Source organism: Streptomyces sp. NPDC000880 (assembly GCF_053599675.1).
In genome coordinates, this window is the sequence record NZ_JBSFMS010000014.1 from 76,148 (window position 1) to 91,630 (window position 15,483).

Genomic DNA, 15,483 nt, shown 5'->3' on the forward strand with positions numbered 1-15,483 from the left:
TTGCCGCCGGCGCGGGGGCACAGTGAGGGCTGAAGTATTTTAAGAACGTGCTCGCTCAATGACGATCACGTAGATGAGGCAGGTCGTGTCCGCCGGCGCGTCGCCACGCTCTGTTCGCCAAGAAACGGCCGCGACTTCCTGCGTTCCCGGCCGCGGCATAGGTGCGGACATAACAGTCCCCGGAAGTCCTTGTCGATGCCGCCAGTCACAGTCGTCGCTGCTGGCTCCGATACCGACAGATTCCGCCGGGGGCCTGGCCAGAGCCGAGAGAAGGGTCACGCCACCTTTGGACGTCTCCATCGGTGGTGCGGCTCTTTCCGGTTGTCCGGTGTATTGACCAGTTTCCTCCCTATTCTGTTCTAGTCAAGGGGCCTGCCTCACTTTCCGCGGGACGAAATCTTGCCCCGCTCCGGGCGTCGCGGCGGGGGCGTCGGCTCCCCGGCAGGGCGTGATCACCGAGCACCCGCTGGGCCACATCGGGCCCGCCTCGGGACGTAGCCTTGAAGTAACCCGCGCGGAGGTGGCCCGCATGCGTGTACTGCGGAGACAGCTCCTCGGCGGCTCCCGAGCCCGGTGGGCGCGGGAGTTCGCTGACGCGGAGAGCCGTCTTGGCCAACGGCTGTCCGGCCTGGCGCCGTACCCCGCCTACTACCAGTACATGGCACCGATCAACCGGTTCGGACCGGGTGTACTCGGTGGTCCGCCCGCTCTCCGGCCGCTGACGCCGGGCATGGCGGAAGCAATGGCTGCGGGAGGGGCACAGATCGTCGACGGGCGTGACCGCGGAACCTTCACTGCGGCCCATGTGCCGGGGTCGCTCTGCGACGAGCTGGACGACCGCTTCGCGAGCCTGATCGGCGAGGTTGTGCCGTTCGGCACACGCATGGTGCTGGTGCTGCCGGAGCCGGCCGAGGAGGCGGCCGACGAGGCGATGACCCAGCTGCTGCGGATCGGATACGAGAACGTTGCGGGCTACCTGGAGGGTGGCATCCACGCCTGGCAGTCCGACGGCCGCCCGATGCGTGCCTTCGGCAGTGCGGACTGGTCCGAGTTGGCCGGGCACATCGCCGAGGTGCGGGTGCTCGACGTCCGGCCCATGCGCCCGGAGGGCGGAATTCCGGGAACGCTCGGCGTGCCCCTCGCCGAACCGCCCGGGCGGCTCGACGAGATCCCCAGGGACCGCGAGATATGGACCGTCTGCGGAAGCGGTCGCCGGGCGACCATCGCGGCGAGCCTGCTCGACCAGGCCGGCATACCCGTGACGGCGGTGGTCAGAGGTGGCGTGCAGGACCTGATGGCACACAAATGAGTGAGGAGAAAATCATGGGCAGCACCGGCTACGCACATCCGGAGACGCTGGTGGACACCGAGTGGCTGGCCGCCCACCTCGACGACGGAACGGTGCGCGTCATCGACGTGGACGAGGACACCACCGCATACGAAAAGGACCACATCCCCGGCTCCGCCGGCTGGAATTGGACCGAGGACCTGCACACCGCCGTGGGCCGGGACTACCTGGACCGCGCCGCGCTCGGGCGGCTTCTGGCCGCGGCCGGCGTGGAGGACGACACCACAGTGATCCTCTACGGAGGCAACAACAACTGGTTTGCGGCGTACGCCTACTGGATCCTGAGGCTGCGCGGCTTCAGCAAGGTGAAGCTGCTCGACGGCGGGCGCAAGAAGTGGGAGCTGGAAGGCCGGGAGGTGACCCAGGAGGTCATGGACTGCCGGCACACTGGCTTCACGGTGGCGGGGGAGGAGAACCCGCAGTTCCGCGCGCTGCGCGGCGAAGTGCTGGAGAAGGTGGGGTCCGCCGCTCGCCTGGTCGACGTACGGTCCCCGGAAGAGTATCGAGGCGAGAAGCTGGCGCCCCCTCACCTGCCGCACGAGCAGGCACAGGTGCCCGGCCACATCCCCGGCGCGGCCAACGTCCCCTGGGCGCAGGCGGCCAACGACGACGGGACGTTCAAGTCGGCCGACGAGCTGAAGGCGCTCTACGCGGGGAAGGGCATCACGCCTGACCGCGAGATCATCGCCTACTGCCGTATCGGTGAGCGCTCGTCGCATACCTGGTTCGCCCTCCACGAACTGCTCGGCTACCCGGACGTCAAGAACTACGACGGCTCCTGGACCGAGTACGGCTCGCTGGTACGGGCTCCCGTCGAGATGGGGTGATCGCGTGACTCCAGCGCGGGAAGGCCTGACGGTGAGGTCGTCACTCCGTCCGGAACCGTTCGTGCGGACCCCGCGCCGGCCACCCCGCGGGATCCGGTGCGGAGTGTGCACCGGTGACTGGGGCGCCGTCGACCGGGACGGCGATCCCCGTTTCGTACGGACGTATCTGCCGCGCCGCACCGACCCCGTACGCTCCGCCTCGTCGAACCGCTCCGAGGGGCAGATCCTCGCCGCCAACGTCACCACGCGATCATCGCGGTCTCGCTCGCCGTCGAGCTCGACCTCGGGCGGATCGAGGGGTACTCGTTGACCGCGACTTGGTGCGAGCGCACCGAACCGGTGCTGGGTTGCGGACTTCACCCACGTCGCCGCCTTCGCCGCCTTCGCCGGCGTCGTCGCGTTCGTCACGGACACCTACTCCCGCCGTATCGTCGGCTGGTCCGCCTCCACGTCGAAAGAAACCCAACTCGGCCTGGACGCAGTGGAGATGGCGCTGTGGCAGCGCGACCGGGAAGGTCGCCCGCACCTGCCAGGCCAGCTGGTCCACCACAGCGACGCAGGCAGTCAGCCCAGTACACATCGTTCAAGCTCGCCGAGCATCTGGACGCGGCCGGCATTGCCACCTTCATCGGCTCGGTCGGCGACACGTACGACAACGCACTGATGGAGTCGACGATCGGGCTGTACAAAACGGAGCGTTTCAGTCTCGCGCCGACGCTTGCTCGGCAGGTCGACGGGCGGTCACAGGGACCCACCTGGTGCCGATCCCGCTGACCGAAGGTTCTGTTCGGTCCAGATGATCTTGCCGGTCGTGGTGTAGCGGGTACCCCAGCGCCGAGTGAGCTGCGCGACGAGAAACAGGCCGCGGCCACCTTCGTCGGTGGTGCGGGCGTGCCGCAGGCGAGGTGAGGTGCTGCTGCCGTCCGAGACCTCGCAGATCAGGACGTCATGCCGGATCAGGCGTAGGCGGATGGGCTCCATACCGTAGCGGATGGCATTGGTAACCAGTTCGCTGATGATGAGTTCGGTGGTGAACCCCAGGTCGTCCAGGCCCCAAGCCGTGAGCTGCGCGCTGACCAGGTTCCGGGCGCTCGCGACGACTGCGGGGTCGGCGGCCAGGTCCCAGGAGGCGACCTGGTCCCGGCCGAGGACATGAGTGCGGGCGAGGAGCAAGACCACATCGTCGGACGGCGGGCTGGTCAGCATGGCCCGGACTGCGCCACCGCAGACCGCATCCAGTGTCGGGCCGGGCCGGGCGAGGGCCTCTCCCAGCCGGGAGACCGCCGCGTCGATGTCCTGACCGCAGGGCCCGAGGAGGCCATCGGTGTACAGGGCGATCAGAGTGCCCTCGGGCAGTTCGAATTCGGCGGATTCATAGGGCAGGGTCCCGAGCCCGAGTGGTAGTCCGGTCGGCAGCTCGGGGAAGGTGACGGTGCCGTCCGGCCAGACGAGGGCAGGCGGCAGGTGGCCGGCACGAGCCATCGTGCACCGCTGGGTGACCGGGTCGTAGACGGCGTACAAGCACCTGGCTCCCATGGCCGCGGCGGCCTCGGCCTGCTCACCGTCGCCGCCTTCCTCCTCCACGAGGCTGATGACCCCGTCGTCCAGATGGGCCAGCAGCTCGTCGGGCGGCAAATCGAGGTCGGCGAGCGTGCGCACGGCCGTACGAAGCCGCCCCATGGTGGCTGCCGCATTGATCCCGCGGCCGACCACATCGCCGACGACCAAGGCGACCCGGGCCCCCGAGAGGGGGATGACGTCGAACCAGTCACCGCCCACACCGCTCGGAGCGCCCGCCGGGAGGTAGGACGATGCCACCGCCAGGGCGGTCCCCCCGGTCAGCTCACGTGGGAGAAGGCTGCGCTGCAACGCGAGGGATGCTGTGTGCTGGGCGAGTTCCATGGCGAGGACGGTGGCACCGTGCTCGAGCGCGATCTGCTCCCGCTCCCGGGCCCTCCCGGAAGGGTCCACCAGGGCCAGCACACCAAGTACGTCAGCACCGGGGCTGGCAACGGCCACAAGCCGGCCGCCCTCCCGGATCGGCCGCCCTTCACGAAGAGCGCGGCGCAGCATCTGATCACGCCGATTCCGCGGTTCCCTCGGATATGGGTCGGGGCGGTCCGGGCCTGCCCACACCCGCAGGTTCCCGTGGCGGTCCTCAATCGCGACCGGGTACCCGGTGAGCTCGTGCACGGCACGAGCGATCCCTTCCTGCCCCTCCCCCGCCACCGCGACCCGAGTCAACCGGTCGTGGATCTGGATGGTGTGCTCCAGGGCTCCCACTGCCTCGGCCAGCGCGGCATTCGTGCCGCGCAGCTTCTCGGCAGTCGCCCGCTCTCTCGTGTGCAGCCGGGCGTTGGCCAGCGCCACCCCGGTCTGCTGGGCGAACACGCGCAGCAGAAACTGCGTGGCCGGGGAGGGCACCTCGGCCGCCGACACCACGCAGTAACCGATGTGCTCCTGAAGGCCGCGCAGCGGCAGGGCCCAGCCCCACGCCTGGTTCGGGATCGCGACCGCCCCGCCACTGGGACCAAGAGCGCTGAGCTGTGCCTCGATATCGACCCCCACACCTTCCGAGGACAGATGCGTAACGTCGGCTTGCCACCCGTCCGCGCCGAGGTACACGCCCACCGTGCGGCACCGGCTGAAAGACGAAACCGTAGTAGCCGCAAGGTCGAGGATCTTAGCCTCGCTTTCGCTCTCGGTCATCACCATCGAGAGCATGAGCAGACCCTGCAGGTTCGACAGCTGATCGCGGAGTTCTGCATCCCCGGCTGTGCGATCGGCGGGAGCGGTCGACATCAATGCCTGGACGACTGCCTGAGGGCGAGGAACTCGTCGGGGTCGAGGTAGTAGGGGTTGTCGAGCACCATGCCTCCCATGAGGATCTTGGGATGGGTCTTGAGCACGTCCACCAGGAACGCGCCGCTGAACCGGTCGAGCTCGTACATGCAGAGGGTTACCTGCGGATAGCCTGGCAAGAACTGGTTCAGCCTCGCCTCGTACCTCGCCAGCTCCTCGATGTGGGGCATATAGCTCAGCGCCCAGGTCGTCTCTCCGATCGCACGGGTGAAGCCGAACCCGTGCTGGCGGGATGCGTCGCTGCTGTGCTTCCAGAACTCCAGCATTCTCTCGGTGGAAAAGGCACCATCGCGCAGATAGGTGTCCTGCGAGCGGTGCACTTCCAGCTGTCGTTGATCCGAGGCCGATGCGAGATCGGCCTCGGCGCCAAGGGTGGCGAGTACCGCCTCAGGGTCAGTGGCATCCACGATGCAGATGCACTTCTGGCCAGCCTGCAGACCTTCCCGCAGGTAAGGGATCAGGATCTCGTCGCGGTCCGCCAGGCTCGGATAGAAGACACACACGTGATCACCTGGGGCCACCTTGATACCGGAAGGCCCCACGGTTATGGAGTCGAGTACCATCCGTATCGCTTCCTCTCTCACAGCCAGCATAGTGCGGGGTGAGCTGCCCCGACCTCTGTGGAGTCCGCGATCCTGTTATCGGCGAAGGGCCAGCTCAGCCATCGCTCGCGGTCCTGCTCCTCCGTGTGCCGGAGCAGCAGTTTCAGCTATTCCGCGGGCATGCCGAGCAAGCATCGGCGGTGGACCCGAAGCACACGGTCGGGCCGCCGCGTGAACAGCGGCGTCGAGCATGTCAGGCGTTGCCGTCACTCCGGAGTGCGGGGCGGCAGCAGCGGGACGACGCCGATCGGGGCGCCGGTCTCGTACGGCTGGCCCGTGAGGTAGCGCACCAGCTTTTCGGCGCCCGGAGCGGTGAGCGGGTCGACCGTGTAGTAGGTGGTGGTGCGGCCGCCGAGATAGTCCGGCAGGTCGTCGAGGGAACCGCCCGGTAGTACGACCCTGAGGATGCGGCGGTACCAGTCGTCGGGGCGCGCATAGATCTCGCTCCGGATGAGCCGCGCCTCCCAGATCACGCCCCCTCCGGTACCGGGCGCTTCGGTGCCCTCGGCACGGCGCTTGTAGGCGGGCGACGCGACGACCAGGACGTAGTCCGCGGACCGGTACTGCTCGTGCGTCCACAGGGCCCAGTCCTGAGGCTCCTCGCCCGCCGGCAGGTCCAGCCGCGCGTCGATGCCCAGCCTGAGCAGCAGCCGCCACAGCGTGCGCACCCGCCCGATGTGGACACCGCCGTCGTCCTCGTGGGCGTAGGAGATGAACACGCGCGGAGGGACCCGCAGCCCGAACAGGGCCAGCACCTCGGCCGGTGTCGCACTCTCCCCGGGCCGGAGCCGGGGGCGCATTGCGTCGGCCGGCCGGGCGTGTTCCAGAAGCGCGGCCAGTTCCCGGCGGCTGAGGGCGTCGAGCAGTTCGGCCACGCGCCGGTCCCGCACCGCGCGGCTCGCCTTCTCCGCGGGGGTGGCGCCCGGGAACGGCGCCAGGACGTCGGCGGCCCGGGGCTCGGGCAGCACGGCGGTCAGCACGTCCGCGAAGCGGGTGTCCGGGGCCCAGCGCTCACCCTCGCGCTGTGCCCGCTCGTGCCCGGACAGCGCCTCGTGGGTGGCGTCCCGCATCTCCGCGAAGGAGTCGTGCAGCTCCTGCGCGGCCTTCGGCGGCCCGGGGGCGGCGTCCAGCCCTATGGCTGCGGCCACCGGTGACGGGCCGGTCAGGGCGATGACACAGCGGTCGCTCATGTGCGGGTGGACCACGTTGCGGGCCGCGTCGTGATAGTCCCGCAGGGCCGAGTCCAGCTGTGCGGCCACCTCCAGGTTCTTCCCGAGGTGGGCGATCCCGGCCTGCCGGCTGACCTGGTCCCGAGGGTTCAGCTCGACCTCGAACTGGAACTCCGCGCGCATTCTTTCGAGGGCGGAGGCGATGTCCTGGGCGAGCGCGGCCCGGCTCACGGGCTGTGTCGCCGTCCTGTGCGCGTCCTCGGACACCGCCAGGACGACGGCGTCCCGCTGCCGGATGCAGGAGGCGAGACGTTGTTCCGTGTCCGCGGCGAACTGGTCCGGATCGTCGGCCAGTTCGCGCACGGCAGCGGCCGGCCGGGGAGACGAGGCGAGGAACTCCCGGAGCACGTCGTCGTCGCGGCGACCGCCGGTGAAAAGGCACTCGCGCAGGAGTACAGGTGGCGACAGGCGCAACAGCCAGACCGGGGCGGCCTGTTGGGTACGGCGCACGCTGCCGATCAGGTGGCGGCGCAGGCTTGCCGTCGCCGCCGTCCAGGCGGGCGCGGTGGGGGACACGCCGTAGTGGTGGGCGAGGTGGGCGAGCGCGTGGTCGGCGGTCTCCTCGGCGTCGGCCGAGAGAGGGCGCTCGCCCAGCCCAGCCCAGAACGCCTCGTGGTCCTGGTGTGTCTCGGCGCCGGACGGCTCATCGCGCCGGTCCCCTTCGGGGAGCTCCGGGTCATGGAACTCCCGCCAAGCGGACCGGAATTGGGAGAACACCGGCCAAGCGGCGGCGGGAACACCGGAACGCCGCCACCAGCGGAACAGCTCCTGATCGGGGGACGTCGGCCAGGGACCGGCGAAGAAGCCGGCAGCGGCCTTGGCCCTCTCCCGTGAGGTCGCCGAGAGCCCTAGCCGAGGCCCTCCGGCTGGAACCGCCACCGGCTGCCCGTCCGTGCGGGGCCTGGTCCGCGCTTTCTGGTCGTCGTTCGGCAGGTTTGTGTTGCGTGGCGCGGCCACCGCGCCGGGTACCGCGTTGATGGCGTGGTTCATCTCGTGGGTGCGGAGCAGCTGACCGGGCGGGTGCCGCGAAAAGGCGTGGCGTTGCGGCACCCCCTCCCGTACGCTCTGGATCGCAAGCTGGCACTGACGCACAGACGAAGAAAGCAGGAGGTGGATTTCGATGATTGCCGTCATGCAGGGCACTGCCCGCTCTCAGGACTTCATCCGCACCCCTGTGGTCTCCGGCTGACAGCCACTCGACGTCTGCGCGCTCAACGCGCTGCCGGGGCCGCCCTTCGAAGGGTTCCCCCTTGTCTTTCTCTTCTTTTCAGGTTCCTTCTCCGCACCCTCTCGCCCGGTACGGCTGGGATGAGGGCTGGGAGGCCGAGTTCGTCACGTACGCCGAGCAGGGGCTGGTGCCCGGCCGTGTCGTACGGGTCGACCGCGGCCAGTGCGATGTCGTCACCCCGGACGGCACCGTGCGGGCCGATACTGAATTCGTTGTCCCGCGCGATCCGATGAAGGTCGTGTGCACCGGAGACTGGGTCGCCGTCGATGCTGTCGGCGACCCTCTGTACGTGCGGACCCTGCTGCCTCGCCGTACCGCCTTCGTGCGCTCGACCTCCTCGAAGCGTTCCGAGGGTCAGGTGCTGGCCACTAACATCGATCACGTCGTCATCTGTGTGTCGCTCGCGGTTGAACTGGACCTCGGGCGGATCGAGCGGTTCCTCGCGCTTGCGATGTCCAGCTCCAGTGGTGATGCGCTGCTGCACAATTCGGCACTCTCCTGGGAGAGCGGGGCGCAGCCGCTGGTCGTCCTCACCAAGGCGGACCTCGTACCGGATGTGACCGGGCTTTCGTGCCTCGTCCAGGACGTGGAGACGGCGGCGCCGGGAGTGCAGGTGCTGCCTGTCAGTTCGGCGACCGGTGAGGGCGTCGAGGTGCTCGCGGCAGTCGTGTCGGGCGGCACGAGCGTGCTGCTCGGGGTGTCCGGTGCGGGCAAGTCGACGCTCGCCAACGCGCTGCTCGGCGAGGACGTGATGGATGTTCAGGCCACCCGCGACGTCGACGGCAAGGGCCGGCACACCACCACGACCCGCAACCTCCTCGCGCTGCCCGGCGGGGGCGTGCTCATCGACACCCCGGGGCTGCGGGGGGTCGGGCTGTGGGACGCGCAGGCCGGTGTGGGCCAGGTCTTCTCGGAGATCGAGGAGCTCGCCGAGGGGTGCCGCTTCCACGACTGCGCGCACGATGTGGAGCCGGGGTGCGCGGTGCTCGCCGCGATCGAGGACGGTTCGCTGCCGGAGCGGCGGCTGGAGAGCTACCGCAAGCTGCTGCGGGAGAACCAGCGCATCGTCGCGAAGACGGACGCGAGGCTGCGGGCCGAGATCCTGCGCGACTGGAAGAAGAAGGGCGCGGAGGGTCGCGCGGCGATGCAGGCGAAGCGCGGCCGCGTGCGCTGAAATTCGGGCTCCGAAGCGTCCCTGTCCCCAGGGGTCACGCGGTGCTTGGGCGCCACCGAAGGACGCGGTCCGCGTGCGGCCGCGGTGGCCCCTCACGCAGAGTCGGCTCAGCGTTGATCACAGACATCCGGTGACAGTGCCTCGATGCCGCGGAACCTCTACGCCGTCGACCAGGCTACGAAGTCCGGCCGGAGGCTCAACGCGTTCAAGAGATCAATCGGGGTGTTCCGTGGTATTTGACCCTAGGGTAGGGGGTGTGAACGGCCACCAGCGGGTGCGGGACGACGAGGGGAGCGCGACCCGACTCCTCGCGCTGTCGGACGGCGTGTTCGCCATCGCGATGACGCTGCTGGCGCTGGACATCACGCTGCCCGCCGGGCTGGACCCCGCCGGTTTCGAGCACGCGCTGGGGGATGTGATGCCCAACGTGTGGGCGTACGCCCTCAGCTTTCTGGTCATCGCGGCGTTCTGGCGGGGCCACCACCAGATCTTCCGGTACACGCGGGCGGTGGATGGGACGGTCATCAGGCTCGGCCTGCTGAGCCTGGGGCTGATCGCCCTGATGCCCTTCCCTACCACCCTGCTGGCCGAGTACGGGGATCAGCCGCAGTCGGTGGCCGTCTACTCCGGCGCCGTCGCGGCCATGGGTGCCACACAACTCGCGCTGGCGGTCGCACTGTGGAAGCGCCCGTGGCTGGGTAGCGCGGCGATCCCCGATCCCGTCGCGCGCAACGATGTGGCCGATCTGGCGTCGACAGTGCTGGTCTTCGCCGTCGCCGTGCCGCTCGCCTTCGTCTCCCCGACCGGCGCGAAGCTGTGGTGGGCGGTGCTGATTCCGGTCAAGTCGGTGACGGGCAGGCGGGGCAAGCGCCTGCGCACGGCCGCCCAGCAGTTCGGCGCCCAGTAGGACTCGTCCTTCAGCCGGTGGTCGTGGGACGCGCCCGGCGGGTCGAGGGAACACACCTGCCTCCGCGCGGTTGAGGCACCCGGCTCGTCCGCGTCGGGCGCATCAATACGTCCGCTTGGTCCACTCCCGCTGGGAGATCGCCCGGTTCATGCGGCCCGGATCGTCCGCGGCAGGACAGCAGTCATGAAGCGATCATGCCACCCGCAGCCATTCGAGGACGTTGACAAACAGCATTGGGAATCGCTTTCCCAGTTACGGAAAGGGGCGGGGTGGGAACAGCCCCCTACTCCTCCAGGCCCCAGCTGTGAATCTTCAGCGGGTGGATCCGGATCAGCTCCTCGCTGAAGTGCGGGCCCAACTCGTGTGGGCCCGTGAGGAGTTCCGCCTCGCCCCGGATGTCCACTCCGCGTACCTTCCACGGGCGGATGCTCACGATGTCGTCGACAACCAGCGCCACCTTCGGGTTCGCCTGCAGGTTGCGCCACTTCTTCGTGGTGCCCAGGGCATAGCCGCCGATCAGGATCGTCCCGTCGTCCTGCGGGAAAAAGCCGACCGGGTTCGCCTGCGGCTGGCCCTTCGGGTCGACGGTCGCCAACCGGCCCAGTCGCTGGGTCGAGAGGTACGCGCGCTCGGCTTCGCTGAATTCGGTCATGAACGCAGCCTCACACGCGTACCTCGTCTCTCGCATCGGATACGGGACCTTAGGCGCTGGGACCTGACCCGGTTTCACGCCGGTCAGGCCGGGAGACCCCACGCCGCGGCCGGCGCGTTCGGCTTCACCGGGCGGATCCGGAGGTCCGGACGGTCACCCCGCGCCGTGATCAGCGCCGATTCGCCCTTCCGCAGGCGGATGCTGATCGCGCCCTCGTCCGCATCCTCCCATCGCAGCCGCCCGCCTCGCCCGTCGCGGACCTCGATCTCGCCCTCAATGCCGTGCCGTACGACGCACGGCGCACCCGCCTCGCTCGTGACCCGGACCCAGCGGGTCCTGCCCTCCTCCCGTACCGCGCTGAGCAGGAACGCCCCTTGCGTACGGAAGTCGTGCACGACCAGTTCCCGCCACGCCGCCGGCAGCGCCGGGAAGACCCGGATCACCCCGCCCCACGACTGGCACACCATGTCGTGCACCGACTGCGCCGCCGAGAGCGGGGTCTCGATGACCGGGCCCGACTCCTTGTACATGGTGTTGGCCTGAATGAAGCGGGTCATCAGCTCGCCCAGATACTTCAGTGCGTCCTCGCCCTTGCCCAGAAGCGCGGACATGGACGCCGCGCCCGTGAACGTATAGCCCTGCAGCGCCCCTTCGAAGCTGACCCAGTGGCTGAGCGACTTCTCGATCAGGGCGCGCTCCTGCGGAGTGCGGCCGGTGATCTCGTACAGCGGGTAGACCGCGAGGAGATGCGAGTAGTGGCGGTGCGACTTCGCGAAGGGGACCCCGGCGCCGATCATGTAGCCGTTCTCGTCCACCGGATACGGGACGAGCTTGGCCAGGACCTCCTGCCAGCGTGCCCGCAGCGGGTCGGAGATGCCCAGTTCGGCGGCCGAGTCGATGAGCGTGCGGCAGCCCCAGCGCAGCAGCATCAGATCGTAGTTGCAGTCCGGGGCGTCCACTCCGTACTCCGGTGAGAACGTCGGCGGCAGATGCAGCTTGCCGTCCGGGCCGGCTTCGAGGAAGTGCAGGTAGTAGTTGATCGCCTTGCGCAGCAAGGGGAAGAGGGTGTCGCGCAGCAGCGAGGCGTCCATGGTGTGGCGGTAGGTCAGCCAGACGTTGTGCAGCGCCCAGGTCAGGTTGCCGACTTCGGGTGTGGGCGGGTTCTGGCCCGGGATGCCGACGCCGTAGCCGTTGCCGGGCGGGGTGGCGCCGCCGTTGACCAGGCGGGTGTCGGTGGTCCGGGGGATGCCCGCGGAGTCGCCGCGGTAGGGGGCGGCGACCTCGGCCGTCAGCTGCGCCCGGAATTCGCCCAGCGCCCGCGTGACGGCGTCGAGTTCGAGATGGTTCGATCCATGGATCAGCCAGTACTCCAGCTGGACGTTGAGGTTCCACCAGGTGTTGGGCCAGGGGGTGGGCTCCAGCCAGGGGCCGCAGGTCGCCATGACGGGGGCGTCGCGACGGGCGGCCGCGGCCGTCTTGTACAGCTGGATCCAGTAGAACCGCTGCAGCCGCGCGTCGGGCAGTGACAGGAAGCTCTTGCGGTAGAAGCGCTCCCACCAGGTGCGGTGGGGGAGGGCGAGTACGTCGTACGGAACCGAGGACGCGCCCCGCACCGTATGCAGCGCCCGGTCGCGGGCGGTCGTCTTCGGGAAGGAGTGCGCGACGGAGACGTACAGCGTCCGCTTATGCCCCCAGGTCCGCTCCCGCCAGGCGGTGACATGCTGGCCGCCCGCGAGCAACGGCTGGACGGCGGCCGTCAGTTCGCCGTGCTGCTCGATGACGGCCGGCGGGTTGCCGGCGTACCCGTCGGGCAGCGGACGGCCGGCGGCGCGCGGGCTGATGGCATCGGCCGGGTGGAAGACCCAGCGGAAGTCCTTCTCGCCCTCGCTCGGGGTGATCTCGATGGCGAGTACGGACGTTGTGGTGTGCACGAAGGCGCGCAGGCGCAGGGTGCCCGCCGTGGTGGTGATGGTGCCGGTCAGTTCGGCGTCGCGCAGCCGCAGCCGCCAGTCGAGACCGGCGATGGTGCCGACGGGCTCCAGAGTGAAGTGGCCGATGGGCAGCCGGGCGAGGCCGAAGAGGGAGCCGAACTCTGGGCGGTGGTCCTGTACTTCGGAGTGCTGGACATTGAAGCGGACGGCGTTCTTGCCCCCGGGCTCGGCGTAGATGCCGGAGCCGAGGTAGCCATTGCCGAGATACGGGCCCTCGTACCACGTCTTCGGCATCTCCTGCCAGACGAGGTCGGCGTCGTCGAGAACCGTGCGCCAGGAGTCCTCCGGCGCGGTGAGCGAGGCTGCCCCGACGAGTGTGGACGAGGGCGCGGCCTGTGCGGGGATCGCACCGGCGGCGCCCACCGCCAGCGCTCCGCCGATCGCCGTGCCCGTGGCAAGGACGGTTCTCCTGGACGGGGCCCTGGACGGTTCTGGTGCAGTGGCCATGTCGCCTCCTGGCGGCTCGTACGCAGACGTGTCAATTCATCCGAGCTATCCCCCGACGGAAGGTAGGCAAACGGCAGGATGCAGTCAATACAGCGGGAGAGATCCGATGTGTATCTCTCTATCTGGACGGTGCTCAGCACATCGGTATACGGGAGGGGGCTCGGCCGTCAGCCCCAGATCACCGCGCCCAGCCACGCTCCCACGACCAGCAGACAGGCGAACAGCTCCACCAGCACACTCGTCCCCACCGCCCGCATCACCGCCCGGGTGGAGGCCACCGCCGGGCCGTGCTCGCCGAGCCGCTGCCGCTCGGAGCCGTAGATCCCCCCGATGAATCCCGGTATCGCGCCCACGACGGGCACCAGGATGAAACCGACGAGCGCCCCCGCGCCCGCCCACACCACCATGCGCCGGGTCACTCCCACCCTCCGCGGCCGGCGCGGCGGCAGCTGCCACACCACGACCTGGTCGATCAGCAGTACCACCGTCGAGGCCACCAGCAGCGCCCAGGCCGGACCGGACTTCACGTGCATCGCCCACCACAGGACTGCGGCCCATATCAGCCAGCGTCCCGGCACACCGGGGACGAGTACCCCGAACAGGCCCAGCAGCATCACCAGGCCGACCATCAGGAGCTGCCACACGCCCATCTGCCAAGGGTGCAGGACCGGGATCACTACCGCAGGTCGCGAGCCACCCAGCCCTTCGCGTACGCATGCCAGCCGAGCTGCAGCCGGGTCGTCACGCCGGTCAGTTCCATCAGGCCCTTCACACGGCGCTGTACGGTCCGCAGCCCCAGGTCCAGCTGCTTGGCCACGCTCGCGTCCGTCATCCCGGCGAGCAGCAGCGAAAGGACCTCCAGATCCGTGGCGTCGGGCCCCGCCGCGGCCTCCTCCGAAACCCCGCCGCCCGCGTCCAGCCGCAGCGGCAGCGCCTCCCGCCACACCGCCTCGAACAGGCCCATCAGCGACTCCAGCAGCCCGCTCGTATGGACGACGAGCGCCGCGGGCTCGGCTCCACGCCCCGTCAGCAGAACCATCGCCAGGGTGCGGTCGGCGACGACCAGCTCGGTCGGCACCCGGTCCACCACCCGTACCCGCTCCTCCCGGCCCAGCGCCGCGGTCAGCTCGGTGATGCCCGCGGGCGCCGAAAGCACCGCCCGCTCGATGACCACGCGGTACGTCACCCCGCGAGGCGCCGCCTTCTCCTCCGCCTCGTTGTCCGTGCCGGTGATGGCGATCGGATTGCCGGTGGCCAGGGCGCAGACCTCCTCGGTCGCGCCCAGTTGGAGTTGTACGAAACGGTGCGCGACGGCGCTCGCGCCCGTCACCACCTCGACCAGATCGTGCACGGCGGGCTCGGTGGCCTCAGCGCGGTACTCCTCGGCGAGTAGCGCCGCCGCCAGCTCCGCCTGGTCCAGCTCGTGCCGTTGCCGGGTCAGCAGCGCGCCGAGCGCGACGCCGGGCGGGGCGGCCACCCAGCGGCCGGTGCGGGCCGACGACTGCGCCGCCAGCCCCCGCAGTTCCAGCCGGCGCAGCGCGCGCTCGGTGTCCGTCTCCGGTAGAGCGAGACGGTGGGCGAGATCGGTGACCTCCGCCGCCCCGAGCGCGACCAGCGCGCGGTACGCCGACTCCTGTCTCTCGTCGAGACCAATCGCTCCCAGCACCCAGACTCCTCCCCGGACGTGCACTTCCCCCGCCGCCGTGGCGGAAACCAGCCACGGCGTATTCCTGCCGCGTGCATCATCCCTGCCTGCGGGTGGGGAGAGCGATGCGCCCGACAGCGCCCCCGCGGCGCGGCGCGGGGACCACCCCGTCACTCTGAAGGCCGAACTGACGGACTGAAGGCCGAACTGGCGGACGCCAACGGCAAATCCGGGTCAGCCCATGGCCAACGCGTACGCCGTGCGCCGACCACTTGTCGTACTGTGTTTTTTCGGGATGCCCCGTTTTCGTATGGCCCGCTCGGTGGACAATAAGGGCATGAGTCAGCAGGGGGAGAGGCCCGCCACCGAGGACGACTGGTGGAACCGGCTGTACGACGAGTCCGCCCCGGACACCGGTCCCGCGGCGACCGGGGGCGACACGCTGGACGACCGATTCGACTCCGTGGCGGGTGCGGTACACCGCGTTCGCCAGCCGCAAAAAGAGCGAGCGGGTCACGGCCCGGCTGATTGTGCGCCGTGTCCGTGATCTCGCCAAACCCGCCGTCGTGGG

General features: G+C 69.6%; 11 protein-coding genes and 2 pseudogenes. 6 read left to right on the forward strand and 7 right to left on the reverse strand.

Features of this window, described 5'->3' with window-relative positions; translation table 11 throughout:
- Positions 1 to 529: 529 nt before the first annotated feature.
- The 4 genes and pseudogenes from ACWDO5_RS07415 to ACWDO5_RS07430 all read left to right on the forward strand — a co-directional run.
- Positions 530 to 1,309 carry a rhodanese-like domain-containing protein gene (locus tag ACWDO5_RS07415; RefSeq protein ID WP_450529195.1) on the forward strand — a complete coding sequence of 260 codons (780 nt, stop codon included), beginning with the start codon at positions 530 to 532 and terminating at the stop codon, positions 1,307 to 1,309.
- Between the two features lie 14 nt (positions 1,310 to 1,323).
- On the forward strand, positions 1,324 to 2,175 hold the full coding sequence (locus tag ACWDO5_RS07420) for a sulfurtransferase (protein ID WP_450529197.1): 852 nt from the start codon (positions 1,324 to 1,326) through the stop codon (positions 2,173 to 2,175).
- Between the two features lie 33 nt (positions 2,176 to 2,208).
- A pseudogene (locus tag ACWDO5_RS07425) lies at positions 2,209 to 2,520 on the forward strand (ribosome small subunit-dependent GTPase A); the annotation flags it as partial.
- 40 nt (positions 2,521 to 2,560) lie between these two features.
- Positions 2,561 to 2,839: pseudogene (locus tag ACWDO5_RS07430) on the forward strand (hypothetical protein); the annotation flags it as partial.
- A gap of 77 nt (positions 2,840 to 2,916) precedes the next feature.
- Here the strand turns inward: ACWDO5_RS07430 and ACWDO5_RS07435 are convergent.
- The 3 genes from ACWDO5_RS07435 to ACWDO5_RS07445 all read right to left on the reverse strand — a co-directional run bounded on the left by ACWDO5_RS07435 (position 2,917) and on the right by ACWDO5_RS07445 (position 8,002).
- Positions 2,917 to 4,884: an ATP-binding SpoIIE family protein phosphatase gene (locus tag ACWDO5_RS07435; protein ID WP_450529199.1), complete on the reverse strand. Its 1,968-nt coding sequence runs from the start codon at positions 4,882 to 4,884 to the stop codon at positions 2,917 to 2,919.
- Positions 4,885 to 4,976: 92 nt separating this feature from the next.
- Positions 4,977 to 5,600, reverse strand: coding sequence for an MEDS domain-containing protein (locus ACWDO5_RS07440; RefSeq protein WP_450529201.1), 624 nt, complete (start codon positions 5,598 to 5,600; stop codon positions 4,977 to 4,979).
- A gap of 245 nt (positions 5,601 to 5,845) precedes the next feature.
- Positions 5,846 to 8,002, reverse strand: a complete 2,157-nt coding sequence (locus ACWDO5_RS07445) for a hypothetical protein (RefSeq protein WP_450529203.1) — start codon at positions 8,000 to 8,002, stop codon at positions 5,846 to 5,848.
- 116 nt (positions 8,003 to 8,118) lie between these two features.
- Between ACWDO5_RS07445 and rsgA the strand changes: the two genes are divergently transcribed.
- Positions 8,119 to 9,270 carry a ribosome small subunit-dependent GTPase A gene (rsgA, locus tag ACWDO5_RS07450; protein ID WP_450529204.1) on the forward strand — a complete coding sequence of 384 codons (1,152 nt, stop codon included), beginning with the start codon at positions 8,119 to 8,121 and terminating at the stop codon, positions 9,268 to 9,270.
- Positions 9,271 to 9,526: 256 nt separating this feature from the next.
- A complete protein-coding gene (locus tag ACWDO5_RS07455) occupies positions 9,527 to 10,177 on the forward strand; it encodes a TMEM175 family protein (protein ID WP_450529205.1) in 651 nt (216 codons plus the stop codon).
- A 283-nt stretch (positions 10,178 to 10,460) separates the two neighbouring features.
- Here ACWDO5_RS07455 and ACWDO5_RS07460 read toward each other — a convergent pair whose 3' ends face one another.
- The 4 genes from ACWDO5_RS07460 to ACWDO5_RS07475 all read right to left on the reverse strand — a co-directional run bounded on the left by ACWDO5_RS07460 (position 10,461) and on the right by ACWDO5_RS07475 (position 14,933).
- The gene (locus tag ACWDO5_RS07460; protein WP_450529206.1) at positions 10,461 to 10,829 is read right to left on the reverse strand and encodes a PPOX class F420-dependent oxidoreductase; all 369 of its coding nucleotides are present in this window, start codon (positions 10,827 to 10,829) and stop codon (positions 10,461 to 10,463) included.
- 83 nt (positions 10,830 to 10,912) lie between these two features.
- Positions 10,913 to 13,267 carry a glycosyl hydrolase family 95 catalytic domain-containing protein gene (locus ACWDO5_RS07465; protein ID WP_450529207.1) on the reverse strand — a complete coding sequence of 785 codons (2,355 nt, stop codon included), beginning with the start codon at positions 13,265 to 13,267 and terminating at the stop codon, positions 10,913 to 10,915.
- 167 nt (positions 13,268 to 13,434) lie between these two features.
- On the reverse strand, positions 13,435 to 13,917 hold the full coding sequence (locus tag ACWDO5_RS07470) for a DUF456 domain-containing protein (RefSeq protein WP_450529209.1): 483 nt from the start codon (positions 13,915 to 13,917) through the stop codon (positions 13,435 to 13,437).
- Between the two features lie 26 nt (positions 13,918 to 13,943).
- Positions 13,944 to 14,933: a helix-turn-helix domain-containing protein gene (locus ACWDO5_RS07475; RefSeq protein WP_450529211.1), complete on the reverse strand. Its 990-nt coding sequence runs from the start codon at positions 14,931 to 14,933 to the stop codon at positions 13,944 to 13,946.
- Between the last annotated feature and the right edge of the window lie 550 nt (positions 14,934 to 15,483).